The organism is Brevibacillus sp. AY1, from assembly GCF_029870785.1.
GTDB lineage: Bacteria > Bacillota > Bacilli > Brevibacillales > Brevibacillaceae > Brevibacillus > Brevibacillus invocatus.
Genome location: NZ_JAFLPN010000007.1, coordinates 57,930 through 72,878, shown reverse-complemented (window position 1 = coordinate 72,878; position 14,949 = coordinate 57,930). Strand labels below are relative to the sequence as shown.

Here is a 14,949-nt window from a genome sequence, read left to right as displayed (position 1 = left end):
CTATGTATGCGTACATGTCTTCTAGGACAACACTCGTTTGGTCGTGATTACTTGTATGATCTTGCCTTCTTGCATGACAGAACTGATTTCGTTCATGATTTTGGCTTCCAGCTTGTTGACGCCTTCTGTCCCTTTGATATCCTCTGGTGTCAGACCAGCGAGTGCTTTAATGATCACCTGATTGACTTGAGGGAGACGCTGTTCGAGTTCAGCCTTTGCTTTCGAATCTTCTGCAGTAATGGTAAAACGAACGATGATGTAATTGTTTGTCAAAAGATTGGTCGTAATTTCTCCGGTATCCACCGAGTATTCCTGCATTTCCTTCGCTGATAAGACTTTTACTTCTTTTACATCCTTGCTAGCTGTTTGCGAGGTTGGCGATAAAAAAGTCTGCCAGAGTACGAAGGAAATTACACCTAACAGAGAAATCGCGATGATAATAATTAGTGCCATGTTAAACAATCGATTTTGGAACATCGCAATGCCTCCCGCTATTCATTTAAATCGTCCGGTAATCTGGGTGCTCCCGTCGCCGGATGAACATTTTGATAAAAGGCTTGGACATGCTTAGCGACAGACTCCGCTGATTCCTTGACGATGTATTTTCTGTCGTTGAAAAGAGTAATTACGGTATCCGGTGTAGCCTCTACCGTTTCAATATGTGTAGCATTCAGGTAAAAGGTTGCCCCATTAAAACGTGTCAATTTGATCACTTCAACGTAATCTCCTTTCGCGTGGGAGTTGGGGAAGAGGTTCTACTCCTCCCCTTACTCAGCCACTATGCGATTAACGCTTGAGGTTTACCAACTCTTCCAATACAGTGTCGGAAGTCGTAATGATACGGGAGTTCGCTTGGAATCCACGTTGTGCCACGATCATCTCCGTAAATTCTTCAGACAGGTCTACGTTGGACATTTCCAGCTGACCAGAAATGACGCTTACACGTGCTTCAGCAGCTGTAGTTGGGGTCATCGGATCTTCGTCACGAGGACCAGCGTTCACAGTATTTTCATACAGGGAGTTTCCGATCTTTTTCAGACCACCTGGGTTGTTGAATGTCATCAGACCGATGGTATAAGGCGTATCCAGCGCACCTGTATCATCAACAGTGGTAATCGAGCCATCTTTACCGATGGAATAGGAGATGATTCCATCCGCTTGGTTGATTTGAATGGCTCCGCCACCGGAATCCATCAGTTTTAATCCTTGAGGGTTAACCAAGAAGCCTTGCGAATCGCGTGTAAAGTTACCAGCACGCGTGTAGTACATGGTTTCGCCATCATCAGGGCTGACCATGAAGAAGGCATCCCCCTCGATGGAGAGGTCTGTTGGCAGGTTGGTCGTCATCGGGCTACCTGCATTGAATACAGTGTCAATGGAGGCGATGGATGCTCCCAAACCGATTTGCGTTGGGTTTGTACCCCCTTTACCGCCATCTTCAGCTGGAGCGCTTGCACCTTGAACGTTTTGGCTCAGGATGTCCTGAAACATCACGCGACCTTTTTTAAAGCCTACGGTATTTACGTTTGCGATGTTGTTACCAATGACATCTAGTTTCGTTTGAAATCCGCGAAGTCCGGAAATACCGGAGTACATGGAACGCAACATGATTTGTTTCCTCCTCTGCTTTTTCTGTGAAAAACGTCTCGACGTTTTTCATTAAAGCTGATGTGACCGCTTGTGGTTAAACACAACAGTCATGACGTTGTGTTTGGCTACCTCTGTCGATCGGTAACCGTAGGCCTCCTCCTTGAAGGTCCAGCCTATCTTACAGTTAGCTAAACAAATATGGCGCTATCGATATTGGTAAACACGTTGTCCCTCATGCTTCCATCATCTACAGCGGTGATGATCTTCCGATTCACGATGCTCACGACATAAGCCACATTGTCCATCAAGATCAACGATTCTTTGGCTCCTTTAGAAGCTGCCTTCTGCACGGCCGTTTCCAGACGTTCGATCTGCGGGGCTTCAAGCGTAATGCCCCGGTCTCGCAGTCGATTGACAGCGTGCTGGCTGAACGTAAGAGGTTTTCCTTTTACCGTTTGACCGAGCGACTCTGTCAGGTACTGTTGAAAAGTGGAGCCATTTCCAGTCGCCGCTTGAGGAGCAGCCTTGGCTACGTGATTCGTTGTCGGTGGAAAGTAGGGTTGCGCCACTCGAAATTGGTTCATGGTGCCTCCTCCTTTTTTCCAAGCCTAAACGATGTCATCGATCTCACGTGATGTGTCCCCTGGACGGTTCCATTGGCTCGCATTTTCACTTTCGTCCACCAATGTGTCTAGTGAAAATTCTGCTTGATCATCCTGCTGTTTTTGCTCTGATTGTTGTTCCTGTTGCTGTTTTGCCTGCTCTCGTTGCTGTTGGAAGCTGAAGCTATCCGCTTGTTGCTGTTGGGTTACCTCCAAGCGATCCACTTGCAGACCTTGTTGGCTCAATGCTGCTCGCAGCTGTACGAGCTGGTTGTCCAAGATTTCCTTACCTGCTCTTGTTTCAGCAGCAAAGTGCGCGGTAATAACGCCGTTATTCGACGTAATTGTCACGTCCACTTGTCCAAGAGACTGTGGATTCAGGATCAGCTTTGCTGTGTGGATGCCGTTTACCTGTGTCAGATTCATCTGCTTCACAAAGATCTGAGTGACTTGCTCAGGCAGCTGATTGGCTGCTACATGCTGAGCCGGCATTTCTGCACGCTGGAAGCTTTGAGCCACAGGAGCTGGATTTGCCGCCACCACAGGAGCCTGTCCACCAAATTGGGGAAGATTTCCACCCTCGCTGTTTTCCTGATTGAACAATCCGGAAGACTGTGCGGACAGTTGGACGGTTTGTGACTGGATCCCCGCTTCAGCCTTGTAAGCAGACAACCCTTGGTTGATGCGCAATGGCTGAATGGACTTGTACATGTCCTCTTGACCAACACCTTTAAGTGGCAGGGCGTCGTTTCGAACCAATTGTTGATTTCGCTTTGGATCATTCACAGCCTGATCACCGTTCAGCTTGGCGAGAAGTGTAGCTAGCTGCTTCATTTCATCGGTCGCTGGCTCGTTTTGAGTCAATTTTGTCAGAAGCTGTTTCAGATCCTCGCCCACTTGCGGGAAGGGCACTTGAACTTTTTGCCCCAGTTGCTCAATCACCTTGCCATTATTGGCAATAAACGCTTCCAGCTCCTGATTGCCTTGGTCATTCGCAGCAAGCATTTGTTGGAGGAGAGCCATCAATTCTTCAAGAGCCTTCATCTCTTCCTCACTCAACCCCTGACCGAGTAAAGCGCCTTCCTCTTCGGCCTGCATATTCTGCAGGGCAAAACCCATTTGCAGAGAGAAAAGCTCCCCTAGACCAGATACACCTGGGCTTCCGCTCGTTCCTGCTTGCGCATTAATCGTACCAGAAGCACCGTTTGGCAGCGAAGTATTGGCTACAATCATCTCATTCACCTCCTTGTTTGTTTAAAATTTGTTGCTTATGATAACGACTCGAGTGACACGTGGACACTCTATTGTCGCAGCAACTCCTCCGAGATCCGCGCTGCCAGATTGTCATTGCTTTTCTTGTCTTCTTTGGCAATCGCAGAAAGAGTCTGTGCTCGTCTCGCCTCAGGCATCGACGATAACAGAGTCAATGCTTTGGTCTTGTTCGTCTGCATCATTGCGCGAATCACAGCTGCTGAATCCTCTGCAGGCATCTGCGCGAACGTATTGGCAAACGTATCGTCGACATTGCTTGACGATCCTTCGCGTGTTTCGCTCAGGGCTTTGGTTAGCACCTGCACACGTTCTTGCAAGGCAGCAATGTCATCGTCCTTGTTGACGACAGAGTCTTTCAACAAAATGGAGATGTCAGCCGCCAGCTTTGGATCCATCTTGGCCAAAATTTCTGCTCGCTGGTTTGGCTTCATTTTAGTCATAACGGTGACCGACTCTTCCAAACTAAGATTTCCGATAATAGCTGCTGCATTTTTAGCGGACATCGTCGTATACACCTTGGCTAAATCCTGGTATTGCTGTTGACGCTCAGCTTCAGTAGCTTGCTTGTCTTCCAGCATTTTGTTTAAATCCTGCACCTGTTTTTCCAGCGATTGTATCGTGGCAACTTTTTTTGCCGTTTCACTTTGCAAGGCAGTGATCGCTTGCTGATTGTTTGTCTGCTCGGTTTGCAGAGCTACAACCTGTTGATTCAGATCCTGTTTCTCCTCTGTCTTAGGAGCAGCCACGTAATCGTCCGGGACAATCTTTTCCACGTACGGTATCGTGTTTGCCCACTGGAGTACGTTCCCCAGTACATTCACGCCTAGAAAGCTGAGGAGTACACCACCAAGGAGGCTGGCAAACAGAGCTGGAATGACAATCATGTAAAAGAACCATTCCCACCTGCTGTACTCCCGTTCTTCTTGGATCTCTTCCATTTGGTACCTCCTCAGTTGCTTCGCCGAAGGTAGAGCTGTGTGCCGATTTCGTCCAACTCTTTTTGTTCCTTCAACTTTTGTACGTCGAGAAATTGAGTGAGAGAACGCTCCCGCATGCGCTGCCAGAGCTGTGATTCCTTCATCCGTTCAGTCAAACTGGATTGGCAACGCTCCACCTCTTGCTCACAACCTCGCAGCGTTCTTTTCTGGTTGGAAATGGAGCGCTCTACGGATTGTCGATACTGCGTAAGCATGATGAGGTCGGCCGCACTGCACTGCTGCGCCTGGACCTCTTCCAGCTTGAGCGTCATATCGTCATGGTGCTCGTGCAATCGTACTAGCTTCCACTCTTCCTCGTTCTTGCGCTGAAGCGATTTACCGAAAGCCCACTCCGCCTGCTCCTTCTCCTTTTCTTTCAGATCAAGAACTTTTTGGAGATGAAAGGTAAAACTTTTCACGCTAGTTCACTCCTCCAAAATGGGCTGTTAATGCTTTTACGGTTCCTGCTAGATCTGATGGCTCGTGGGTACCTTGCGCTGTAAAATCCCGTATGATGTCCCGATAGCGGATCGCAGCATCAATTTCTCGATTCGTACCTGGTTTGTAGGCGCCAATGTTGATCAAATCTTCCGCTTCCCGAAAGGTTGCCATGTGCCGCTTTAGCTGGCGGGCTGCCTCCTGGTGGGAATCACTCGCGATCTCCGTCATGACACGACTCACGCTTTGCAGCACATCGATCGCAGGAAATTGACCTTTTTGAGCAATTTTCCGATCCAATACGATATGTCCATCCAAAATCCCGCGAACAGCATCCGCGATCGGATCGTTCATGTCGTCTGAGTCAACCAGTACCGTGTAAAAGGCCGTAATGCTTCCCCGATCTGCTGTACCAGCACGCTCCAACAGCTTAGGCAGTAGAGCAAATACAGAAGGCGTATATCCTCTCGTCGCGGGCGGCTCACCGATGGCAAGTCCGATCTCGCGCTGTGCCATTGCAAAACGTGTCACAGAGTCCATCATCAGCATCACATTCATGCCGCGATCGCGAAAGTATTCCGCGATGGAAGTAGCGATCATGGCACCCTTGATCCGAATCATAGCGGGTTGATCGGAGGTAGCGACTATCACAACCGAGCGTTTTAAGCCTTCTTCTCCGAGGTCTCGCTCGATAAATTCCATGACCTCGCGTCCACGTTCACCAATCAGGGCAATGACGTTGATATCAGCCGTCGTATTTCGGGCGATCATCCCCATCAGTGTACTCTTCCCTACCCCGGATCCGGCGAAAATACCCACCCGCTGACCTTTACCAATCGTCAGCAGTCCGTCGATCGCTCGGACACCTACGCTCAAAGGTTCTTTGATACGCGGTCTGAGGATGGGATTAGGCGGCATGTTGTTGGTTGGATAGGAAGTCAATCCAAATGGCAAAGACCCTTGATATGGCCTTCCCAGACCGTCCAGAATGCTCCCTAGAATCTCCGGACCGACTTTGACATCCAGCGAGCGACCCGTCGCTACAACATCACAGCCTGGCCCAATCTCCGTCAGTTCACCCAGAGGCATAAGCAATACCTTGTTATCCCTAAAACCTACTACCTCAGCGATGATCGGTTCCTGCCTGTGGTGCGGGGTAATATGACAGATCTCACCGAGTCTGACTTCTGGCCCTTCGGATTCGATCGTCAAACCAACGACCTGTGTGACCTTGCCATTCACACGCATGGTATCCATTGCTTGCAATGCTTGTCGGTACCGAGATAGATCTAGGATGGTCATGCATGGTCACTTCCTTGGGCAATCTCCAGCAAAACGCGTTTGATTTCACTTAGCTGTGTATCGACACGAGCATCTACGCTGCCGAGCTGTGTACGGATGACACATCCTCCGTCTTGAACGGTGTAGTCAGGGTAGATGGAGAGTTCAGCTTGTCCATCCAACAAGGCGAGCAGCTGAGCGCGGTTCTCCTGCACGCTTTCGAAGTATTTGTGGTTCACACATACCGTGATGTTTCCATGTACACGCGATCGTCTCAAAACCTTTTTTGCCATTTCGAGCACGAGATCGGGCTGCTGCTCCAGCTCGTTACCGATTACTTTTTGTGCAACCTCCAAGCTAAGCTCTACGAGGAACGGTTCTGCTTCTGCCACGATCTGTTCTTTGGTGGTATACGCTTGCTCCAGGATTGATCGCGCCTGCGTAACGGCATCGGTCTCTTCCTCATACGCTTGACGGTGACCTTCCGAGCGTCCGTCTACAAAACCAGACTGATAGGCGCTCTCTTTCACCTCTTGAAACAAGGTGTCTGCTTCCTCACGTTTTTGTTGCCACCAAAGCTCGATCTCTTGCATAGCTTGTTGCTTGAGTTGTTCTGCTTGCTCTGAAGCCTGTCTCAATATCGTTTGAGCGGTTTCTTCCGCATCCTGAACAATCGTTTTTGCTTCGATTTCGGCTTGATTTAAAATTTCTTGATTTTTTTGCAACCTTTCAGGATCCACTTCCGTCTGATGAATTACAGGCGTCACCGAGAGGAGGAAAGAATCGTCTGAGGGCTTGTAATTCGCGCTCTTGATGATCCTAGACAATGATATCATCTCCTCCACCGCGTGCGATGATGATTTCACCCGCCTCTTCTAGGCGACGGATAATCGCAACGATACGAGATTGAGCCTCTTCGACGTCGCGAAGTCGGACAGGTCCCATGAACTCCATTTCTTCTTTGAACGTGTCGGCCATCCGTTTGGACATGTTGCGGAAAATAACTTCACGCACTTCTTCGCTCGAAACCTTGAGTGAAAGCTGCAGGTCTGCATTTTCCACATCGCGAATGACACGCTGAATGGAACGATTGTCCAAAGTTGCAATATCTTCGAAGACGAACATGCGCTTCTTGATTTCCTCGGCCAACTCCGGGTCCTGAATTTCCAGGGAATCGAGAATCGTGCGCTCGGTTCCGCGGTCTACGCCGTTGAGTACTGCAACGATGGATTCGATGCCCCCTGCTTGCGTATAGTCCTGTGTAACTGTTGCAGATAGCTTTTGCTCCAGAACCTGCTCTACCTGTGCAATCACTTCTGGAGAGGTGCTGTCCATCATCGCAATGCGTTTGGCTACCTCTGCCTGACGTTCTTGCGGCAACGCAGAGAGGATCATAGCAGCCTGCTGCGCCTCAAGGTAAGAGAGTACCAATGCAATCGTCTGTGGATGCTCATTCTGAATAAAGTTTAAAATCTGACCCGGATCTGCCTTTCTGGCAAAATCAAATGGTCTGACCTGCAGGTTTGCCGTCAAGCGATTGATGATATCCATCGCTTTGGTTTCACCCAGTGCTTTTTGCAGAATTTCTTTGGCGTAGGTAATACCGCCTTGGGCAATCACTTCTTTTGCTACTGCAATCTGGTGAAACTCGGATAAGATCTTGTCTTTTTCGTCGGTATCCACTTTACGGACATTGGCAATTTCCAATGTCAGTTGCTCAATCTCATCTTCACGCAAGTGTTTGAACACCTGTGCTGAGATTTCGGGCCCCAGCGAGATGAGCAGGATAGCCGCCTTCTGTCGTCCAGTCAACTCTTTAGCGCCGCGAGCCATACCCTTTCACTCCTTAATCTTCTGCTAACCATGTACGAAGCAGTACGACGAATTCATCTGGCTTGCTTCGCGCCAATTTTTCAAGTTGCTTTCTGACGACAACCTGATCGTTATCCTCTTGATACATCAAGTCAGGGATTTCCATCGGTTGTGTATCTGCCAACAGTTCAGAATCTTCCTCTTTCAGCATTTGAGACTGACGACGTCTGCGATAGAGCAGGAACGCAACGGCTGCAAGTGCCAATGCTGCGATACCACCTACAGTCCAAAGCAAAGCAGGATCGAGTGAAGTAGAGTCCGCTACATTGACTTTACCCGAGAATTCTCGTGGCAAAACAGAAATGTGCTGATCTAGCTCTTCCTGAGTAAGTTCGATTCCGTTATTACTCAAGGTTACGCGTACAACATTGCGAAGAACCTGTTTGATGCTTTCGATGGTCGCATCGTCCAACTGACCGCCTGCCGGTGGTTCTACACCTACGTTGATGGTCATATCCTCAATCTTGTACGGGCTCATAACCACATTACGTGTAATCCGATTCACTTCACGATTGATCGTATCGTTCAATTCCTCATATTGGCTGTTCGTTCCTTGAGGATTGTTGCCCGGGTAACTTGGTACAGCATTATCCCCTGTCCCGGCAATACCGCCTGGAGGGTTTCCTTGTCCTGAAAAAGCTTTCGATAAACGTTGAGAAGAAATGATAAGTCCTTCGTTATTTTCTTTGTCAGGTGCTTCCACGAGATTTTCCACGCGGTTTTCCTTGTCAAAGTTCATTTTGATAAACGTATGGACGATCACTTTGTCTCTGCCCATAATCGTACCAAGCAAATTGTACAGGTTTTGCTGGATTTTCTTTTCGACTTCCGCCCTGATCTCTTCTTGCTGTTTAAAACTGCTCAAAGAAGTTTCGTTTTCATTTCCATCTGTGCGTTCCAATGGATTGGAGTATTGGTCCATGATTGCAATTGCTTCCATCGGTAATTTCGGAACGCTTCGAGATACGAGCAGGTAGAGCGAGTTGATTTGCTTTTGATCCAGAGTCATCCCTGGTTCGACGTCTACAATAACAGAAGCGGTTGCCGTGTCAGCTGTCTGTGTGACCCACAAGCTTTCTTGTGGCAATGTCACCATCACCTGTGCACTTCTAACCCCTTTGACACGTTCTAGCAATTTTCGCAGTTCTTGCTGTAGCGCTTCTTTTTTCATCACATCGAATTGACGGTCCGTCATACCCAATGTACTTGAAAACAATTCGGTGTTGAATCCGGCTTGACTCGGAATGCCTTGAGCAGCCAAATCCACGATGACATCCTGCGCCATCTTCTCCGGCACTTCAATGCCAGTACCGCCACCCGTAATTTTGTATGGGATCTGCTTGCTCTCCAGTTCTTGCTTGATCGCTCCGATTTCTTTTTCGCTCAGCTGTTGATTATAGAGTGGCTTGTAAACCGGTTGAGAAGCGATGAATATGTATAGGCCAAGTGATGCGAGCAAGAAAAAGGATATCCCGACGATCATCCATTTTTGTTTCTTTGAAAACTGGCTCCATTTAGCACTAAGCTTTTCTCTGTATAAAGCTATACGTTCGTTCATGATTCACCTCTCGAAGGATACCAACAACTCTTAGATAGACATCCGCATGATCTCTTGATAGGATTCGATAACCTTGTTTCTTACCTGCATGGTCAGATCGAGCATGACGGATGCTTTTTGGCTAGCAATCGTAACCTGATGAAGCTCCACATTACCAGTGGCATATGCGTCTTGCATTCTGGAGGACGCTACTTGTGCTTGATTTACATCATTCAGAGCGTCTGAAAGAAATGAAGAAAAACCTTTGGTTACCTCAGCAGGTGTTTGTACACTCTGCACATTTTGTGTCCGAATAGGACTCAGTTGAGAGATCGCATTGATGTCCATACTTTATTTTCACCTACCTTATCTGATTTCAAGTGCTTTCATCAGCATGCTTTTCGTTGCATTTTGAACAGTCACATTCGCCTCGTAGGATCTGGAGGCGGAAATCAAGTCCACCATTTCTTTCATGAAGTCCACGTTTGGTTTCAGAACATAGCCTTCCGCATCTGCGTCCGGATGTGTAGGATCAAACACGCGCTTGAGCGGCGTATTGTCTTCTCGAATCGAAGTTACGCGCACCCCGTGCTCGGAACCTTGACCCGTTACAGTCCCTACTGCAGCTTGCAGGAAATTGTCGAAGCTCTGGGCCGACTTTGGGGACAATTCAACCATTTTTCTTTTGTACGGCTGCCATTGCCCGTTTACGTATGTAGCTCTTGTTGTTTCAGCATTTGCGATGTTGGCGGCAATCGTATCAAGGCGCAGCCGATTGGCTGTAAGTGCAGAGGCACTAGTGTTCAATCCTTGAAACAAATTCATTCCCTATTTCCCCCCACCTTGAATCACATTTTTTAGTTTTTGGAAATGACCGGCCGTAAATTGTGTCAAGCCGTTGTACCAGATTTGGTTTCTTGCGTGGAGATTCATCTCTGATTCAAAGTCAACGTCATTTCCATTGTTTTGCATGACGTTATTTTGATTCGATACAATCTGTGGCATTGGAAGACTTCCCGCATTGACAAATGCAATGTGTTGTGCGTGAGTTCTATATGCTTCCAGCTTTTGCTGTCCTCCCACACCGCTTAACTCTTGCTGCAAGAGTTCCTCGAATACCACCTGACTGCTTTTGAATTGAGGAGTATCTATGTTTGCGATGTTGTTTGCGATCGTGCGATGTCTAAGCGTTGCAGCATCCAGCGATCGCTCTAGGATCTGCAAATGATAGCTTTCCAGCATGTTTTCTCCCCCAATGTGATCTAATTTACGGAATTTCCACAAATGCACCGATTATTCCACTATTTTCGACATCTTGCTCGTTATCATCATAGCAAAATCACAATTGCGGAAAAAGCCCCTTTTCATGTACTTTCCTAAAATGATTCAATGGGACTAAATAACAAACGCCTTATTGTCATTACGATGTTTTTTAGATGAAATATTGGTGAATGTCAGATTCTTGCAGGATATTATACCCTATTATTTTCTACAAAATTTGCCAGCTGCATATCACAAGCTCATTATGCGTAGGTATATTTACCCAGTAAAAAAGGCGCAGCAACCGAAGTTGCCACGCCTTTATAGCATGATAATACTGGACTTCATTTGTCTTAGGAGCTTTTCAGTTTCTCTAGTTCTGGCAGTAATTTTTCGTTCAGGACTTTGATGAACGTACCTTTCATACCCAGAGAGCGAGATTCGATGACACCTGCGCTCTCCAATTTACGCAATGCATTCACAATCACCGAACGTGTAATACCTACGCGGTCCGCAATTTTGGAGGCAACCAGTAAGCCTTCTTTTCCTTCAAGCTCCTCAAAAATGTGCTCAACCGCCTCCAGTTCACTGTAGGAAAGGGAACCAATCGCCATTTGAACGACTGCTTTGCTGCGCGCTTCTTCTTCAATCGCTTCGGAACGCTCACGCAGAATCTCCATTCCTACCACAGTTGCCCCTACTTCAGCGAGAATCATGTCATCATCTACGAATTGATCGTTGATTCTTCCCAAAATCAGTGTTCCCAATCGGTCGCCACCACCCATAATCGGAACGAGCGTTGTCCAACCAGTACGGAATACTTCTTTCATTTCTACCGGGAAAATCGTGTACGGGCTGTCGACATCCAGGTTAGCCGATGTCTCTTCTACTTTCAAGAGACCTTGGCTGTAATCTTCCGGGAAACGGCGCTCTTCCAGCATTTTGCGCATACGAGCGTTATCCATTTCTTGGTGAATAGCAAAGCCGAGCAATTTTCCTTTGCGGCTGACGACGAATGTATTGGCTTCGATCACATCGCTCAATACTTGCGCCATTTCATTGAAGTTTACGGCATGCCCTGCAGATTTCTGCAGCATGCGATTAATTCTTCTTGTTTTCGACAATAGATCCATTGGTATTTATCCTCCCAAGGTAAATGTTGCACCCATTCTGCCCTTACAAAATATATTGGCTCAAATCTTTGTTTCCGGCGATTGTTCCCAATTTTTGCTGAACGTAATCTGGGGTTATTTTTACTACTTCTAGATGAATATCTGGAGCTTCAAAGGAGAGATCCTCCAGCAGCTTTTCCAAAATCGTGTGCAAGCGCCTTGCTCCGATATTATCTGTTGATTGGTTTACTTCCGCTGCCATTTTCGCTAATTCTTGAATGGCTTCTGGCGTGAATTCTACATGGACACCTTCTGTTTCCAGCAGCGCCGTGTACTGTTTCAGCAAAGCGTTTTTCGGCTCTGTCAAAATCCTGACAAAATCCTCGACTCTCAAACTAGTCAATTCCACGCGGATCGGAAAGCGACCTTGCAACTCCGGAATTAAATCCGATGGCTTCGCAATGTGAAAAGCTCCTGCTGCAATGAAGAGGACATAATCTGTCTTAACTGGGCCGTATTTCGTCATAATGGTGGACCCTTCGACAATCGGAAGAATATCTCGTTGTACCCCTTCTCTCGAAACGTCTGGGCCGCGCCCATCCTTGCCTGCAATCTTGTCAATCTCATCGATAAAGATGATTCCATGCTGCTCGGCCCGTCGGACTGATTCTTGTGTAACTTCGTCCATATCCACCAGTTTTTGCGCTTCCTGCTGAATTAATACCTTTCGGGCATCTTTAATTCGCAATTTTCGTTTCTTCGTCCGCTTTGGCAATAGGTTACCCAGCATATCCTGCATTTGCATGCCCATTTGTTCTGTACCCGGCATTTGGAACATGTCAAACATGGTTGGCGACTGATCTTCTACATCGATCTCGATGACCTGGTCTTCCAGCTGTCCATTATCCAGCTGCCAAGCGACTTGTCTTCTTTGCTGCTGAAGGGATGCTTCATCGGTATCGGTGTGATTCTGCTGCTGTTGCTGCTGACCACCAAAAAACATTTCAAGTGGATTTTTAAAGGAGCTCTGCTGCTTGCGCGAAGGTACGAGAACCTCTACAATCGCCTCGTTCGCCAGCTTTTCAGCCTTCTCCTTAACCTCTTCCATCTTTTCCTGTTTTACCGTGCGGATGGATGCTTCTACGAGATCGCGTACCATCGATTCTACATCGCGTCCTACATATCCAACCTCGGTAAATTTGGTCGCTTCGACCTTAATAAAGGGAGCACCGGTCAGTTTTGCAATTCTGCGCGCAATCTCTGTTTTCCCCACACCTGTTGGTCCGATCATCAGGATGTTTTTTGGAACGACATCGTCTATCATTTGTTCTGGCAACCGGCTCCGGCGATAGCGATTGCGGAGAGCTACTGCAATGGCTTTCTTTGCTTGAGCCTGCCCGACAATGTATTTATCCAAATGCTCTACAATTTTACGCGGGGTTAACTGCTCAAAATTCAGCACACAATGACCTCCCTTTCGATCAGTTCAACTCATCCACGACGAGGTTGTTGTTGGTGAAGACGCAGATATCAGCTGCTGTTTGTAAGGATGCTTCTGCAATTTCCCGAGCACTCAGATGAGGCGCGTACCTTTTCAAAGCTCGACCAGCGGCCAATGCAAAGCTCCCGCCTGATCCAATTGCCAAGATTCCATCGTCCGGTTCGATGATTTCCCCGTTTCCTGAAATGAGCAAGATATGCTCCCTATTCACCACGATCATCATCGCTTCGAGTCGGTGCAGAACTTTATCCATTCGCCATTCCTTTGCCAGTTCTACAGCAGCTCGCTGCAGATTGCCGTGGTATTCTTCCAGTTTTCCTTCAAATTTTTCAAACAGCGTAATCGCGTCTGCAACAGATCCAGCAAAACCGGCCAATACCTCGCCTCTGTAGAGACGTCTTACTTTTTTGGCACCGTGCTTCATGACCATGCTGTTGCCAAAGGTGACTTGACCATCTCCGGCCATCGCTACGGAACCGTTGTGTTGAACGGCAAATATTGTGGTGGCGTGAAACTGTTCCATATCGGATTCCTCCCGTTCATGATTTGGTGGAACCGGAATCGCGCGTCATCGCGCGAGGGTGAGCGGTGTCGTATACATGGCGCAGCCGCTCCTTGGTCACATGCGTATATACCTGTGTCGTCGATACATTGACATGACCCAGCAATTCCTGAACAGTACGCAGATCAGCTCCACCGTTCAGCATATGGGTAGCAAATGTGTGACGAAACGTATGAGGAGACACGCGCAGGTGTAGCGCATAGGTCTCTACATATTTGTCTACGGTCCGGCGAACGCTTCGATCCGATAATGGCTCCCCCCGGTAATTCACAACCAGGTAGCCGTGATCTTCCTTACCCGCCATCAGTTTTTCTCTTCCATATTCTAGGTATTGCCGAAGAACGTCACAAGCATAACTTCCTATCGGAACATATCGTTCTTTTGCTCCTTTACCGAAAACCAGAGCGACTCCCATAGACGGATTCACATTATCTACAGATAGCATGACCAATTCGGACACGCGCATGCCGCTGGCATATAGCAGTTCAAAGATCAGTCGATCGCGTATCCCTAATGGAGTAGACATGTCAGGAAGGTCAAAAAACGCCTGTACTTCTTGTGGATACAAAAAGGAAGGGAGTTTCTTCTCCATTTTTGGAGTCGAGACCAGTTGAAAAGGGTTTTGTTCTAATTGACCTTCACGCAATAAAAAACGACACAGGCTTCGCAAACTAGAGAGCTTGCGGGCAATACTTCGGCGTGAGAGCCCCTTTTTAGCCAAGAGTGCCAAGAATGAGCGACCATGCAAATAAGAAACAGCAGCAAATGCAGTGATTTGGTGCTGTTCCATAAAGGCGACAAATTCTCTGATATCTGCCACGTATTGCTTCACCGTGTGAGGAGAGGCGTTTTTTTCGATTCGCAAATAACGAGTAAACATCGAAATCTCCGCTTCATGCTGCTGCGAAATATCCATATGGGATGCACCCTCCTCGAAGCACCTAT

At 47.7% G+C, this 14,949-nt stretch carries 18 protein-coding genes; all 18 read right to left on the bottom strand.

The features are described from left to right. Positions 1-21: 21 nt before the first annotated feature. Positions 22-477, bottom strand: coding sequence for a flagellar basal body-associated FliL family protein (locus JZI27_RS08895; RefSeq protein WP_122907546.1), 456 nt, complete (start codon positions 475-477; stop codon positions 22-24). A 14-nt stretch (positions 478-491) separates the two neighbouring features. Beyond that, the gene (locus JZI27_RS08890; protein WP_122907547.1) at positions 492-713 is read right to left on the bottom strand and encodes a flagellar FlbD family protein; all 222 of its coding nucleotides are present in this window, start codon (positions 711-713) and stop codon (positions 492-494) included. Positions 714-786: 73 nt separating this feature from the next. Next, positions 787-1,608, bottom strand: a complete 822-nt coding sequence (gene flgG / locus JZI27_RS08885; RefSeq protein WP_122907548.1) for a flagellar basal body rod protein FlgG — start codon at positions 1,606-1,608, stop codon at positions 787-789. A gap of 170 nt (positions 1,609-1,778) precedes the next feature. Further along, positions 1,779-2,174: a TIGR02530 family flagellar biosynthesis protein gene (locus JZI27_RS08880; RefSeq protein ID WP_251243440.1), complete on the bottom strand. Its 396-nt coding sequence runs from the start codon at positions 2,172-2,174 to the stop codon at positions 1,779-1,781. A 24-nt stretch (positions 2,175-2,198) separates the two neighbouring features. Next, entirely contained in the window at positions 2,199-3,425 is a 1,227-nt protein-coding gene (locus JZI27_RS08875) for a flagellar hook-length control protein FliK (RefSeq protein ID WP_280207328.1), read from the bottom strand. Positions 3,426-3,493: 68 nt separating this feature from the next. Beyond that, positions 3,494-4,402, bottom strand: a complete 909-nt coding sequence (locus JZI27_RS08870) for a MotE family protein (protein WP_280207327.1) — start codon at positions 4,400-4,402, stop codon at positions 3,494-3,496. Positions 4,403-4,413: 11 nt separating this feature from the next. Further along, positions 4,414-4,860, bottom strand: coding sequence for a flagellar export protein FliJ (gene fliJ / locus JZI27_RS08865; protein WP_280207326.1), 447 nt, complete (start codon positions 4,858-4,860; stop codon positions 4,414-4,416). A gap of 1 nt (position 4,861) precedes the next feature. Next, positions 4,862-6,181, bottom strand: a complete 1,320-nt coding sequence (fliI, locus tag JZI27_RS08860; RefSeq protein ID WP_280207325.1) for a flagellar protein export ATPase FliI — start codon at positions 6,179-6,181, stop codon at positions 4,862-4,864. Continuing rightward, complete coding sequence (locus JZI27_RS08855; protein ID WP_280207324.1) at positions 6,178-6,996, bottom strand: FliH/SctL family protein; 819 nt, start codon at positions 6,994-6,996, stop codon at positions 6,178-6,180. The genes fliI and JZI27_RS08855 overlap by 4 nt, the downstream gene beginning before the upstream one ends. After that, complete coding sequence (gene fliG / locus JZI27_RS08850) at positions 6,980-7,993, bottom strand: flagellar motor switch protein FliG (RefSeq protein WP_122907555.1); 1,014 nt, start codon at positions 7,991-7,993, stop codon at positions 6,980-6,982. The genes JZI27_RS08855 and fliG overlap by 17 nt, the downstream gene beginning before the upstream one ends. Positions 7,994-8,006: 13 nt before the next feature. Continuing rightward, on the bottom strand, positions 8,007-9,590 hold the full coding sequence (fliF, locus tag JZI27_RS08845; RefSeq protein WP_280207323.1) for a flagellar basal-body MS-ring/collar protein FliF: 1,584 nt from the start codon (positions 9,588-9,590) through the stop codon (positions 8,007-8,009). A 30-nt stretch (positions 9,591-9,620) separates the two neighbouring features. Beyond that, on the bottom strand, positions 9,621-9,917 hold the full coding sequence (fliE, locus tag JZI27_RS08840) for a flagellar hook-basal body complex protein FliE (RefSeq protein WP_122907557.1): 297 nt from the start codon (positions 9,915-9,917) through the stop codon (positions 9,621-9,623). Positions 9,918-9,935: 18 nt separating this feature from the next. After that, positions 9,936-10,394: a flagellar basal body rod protein FlgC gene (gene flgC, locus JZI27_RS08835; RefSeq protein ID WP_251243433.1), complete on the bottom strand. Its 459-nt coding sequence runs from the start codon at positions 10,392-10,394 to the stop codon at positions 9,936-9,938. 3 nt (positions 10,395-10,397) lie between these two features. Further along, positions 10,398-10,811 (bottom strand): flagellar basal body rod protein FlgB, encoded by a 414-nt coding sequence (gene flgB / locus JZI27_RS08830; RefSeq protein ID WP_280207322.1) that lies wholly within the window; start codon positions 10,809-10,811, stop codon positions 10,398-10,400. Positions 10,812-11,182: 371 nt separating this feature from the next. Next, on the bottom strand, positions 11,183-11,962 hold the full coding sequence (codY, locus tag JZI27_RS08825) for a GTP-sensing pleiotropic transcriptional regulator CodY (RefSeq protein ID WP_122907560.1): 780 nt from the start codon (positions 11,960-11,962) through the stop codon (positions 11,183-11,185). Positions 11,963-12,005: 43 nt separating this feature from the next. Then, positions 12,006-13,403, bottom strand: coding sequence for an ATP-dependent protease ATPase subunit HslU (hslU, locus tag JZI27_RS08820; protein ID WP_280207321.1), 1,398 nt, complete (start codon positions 13,401-13,403; stop codon positions 12,006-12,008). Between the two features lie 19 nt (positions 13,404-13,422). After that, entirely contained in the window at positions 13,423-13,965 is a 543-nt protein-coding gene (gene hslV, locus JZI27_RS08815) for an ATP-dependent protease subunit HslV (RefSeq protein ID WP_122907562.1), read from the bottom strand. 16 nt (positions 13,966-13,981) lie between these two features. Next, positions 13,982-14,920 (bottom strand): tyrosine recombinase XerC, encoded by a 939-nt coding sequence (gene xerC, locus JZI27_RS08810; RefSeq protein WP_122907563.1) that lies wholly within the window; start codon positions 14,918-14,920, stop codon positions 13,982-13,984. Between the last annotated feature and the right edge of the window lie 29 nt (positions 14,921-14,949).

Bases quoted from the DNA above. Each gene is read 5' to 3' on its own strand.
- JZI27_RS08895 (WP_122907546.1), bottom strand. From the start codon at position 477: ATGTTCCAAAATCGATTGTTTAACATGGCACTAATTATTATCATCGCG.
- flgG (WP_122907548.1), bottom strand. From the start codon at position 1,608: ATGTTGCGTTCCATGTACTCCGGTATTTCCGGACTTCGCGGATTTCAA.
- JZI27_RS08880 (WP_251243440.1), bottom strand. From the start codon at position 2,174: ATGAACCAATTTCGAGTGGCGCAACCCTACTTTCCACCGACAACGAAT.
- JZI27_RS08875 (WP_280207328.1), bottom strand. From the start codon at position 3,425: ATGATTGTAGCCAATACTTCGCTGCCAAACGGTGCTTCTGGTACGATT.
- JZI27_RS08870 (WP_280207327.1), bottom strand. From the start codon at position 4,402: ATGGAAGAGATCCAAGAAGAACGGGAGTACAGCAGGTGGGAATGGTTC.
- fliI (WP_280207325.1), bottom strand. From the start codon at position 6,181: ATGACCATCCTAGATCTATCTCGGTACCGACAAGCATTGCAAGCAATG.
- JZI27_RS08855 (WP_280207324.1), bottom strand. From the start codon at position 6,996: ATGATATCATTGTCTAGGATCATCAAGAGCGCGAATTACAAGCCCTCA.
- fliG (WP_122907555.1), bottom strand. From the start codon at position 7,993: ATGGCTCGCGGCGCTAAAGAGTTGACTGGACGACAGAAGGCGGCTATC.
- fliF (WP_280207323.1), bottom strand. From the start codon at position 9,590: ATGAACGAACGTATAGCTTTATACAGAGAAAAGCTTAGTGCTAAATGG.
- fliE (WP_122907557.1), bottom strand. From the start codon at position 9,917: ATGGACATCAATGCGATCTCTCAACTGAGTCCTATTCGGACACAAAAT.
- flgC (WP_251243433.1), bottom strand. From the start codon at position 10,394: ATGAATTTGTTTCAAGGATTGAACACTAGTGCCTCTGCACTTACAGCC.
- flgB (WP_280207322.1), bottom strand. From the start codon at position 10,811: ATGCTGGAAAGCTATCATTTGCAGATCCTAGAGCGATCGCTGGATGCT.
- codY (WP_122907560.1), bottom strand. From the start codon at position 11,962: ATGGATCTATTGTCGAAAACAAGAAGAATTAATCGCATGCTGCAGAAA.
- hslV (WP_122907562.1), bottom strand. From the start codon at position 13,965: ATGGAACAGTTTCACGCCACCACAATATTTGCCGTTCAACACAACGGT.
- xerC (WP_122907563.1), bottom strand. From the start codon at position 14,920: ATGGATATTTCGCAGCAGCATGAAGCGGAGATTTCGATGTTTACTCGT.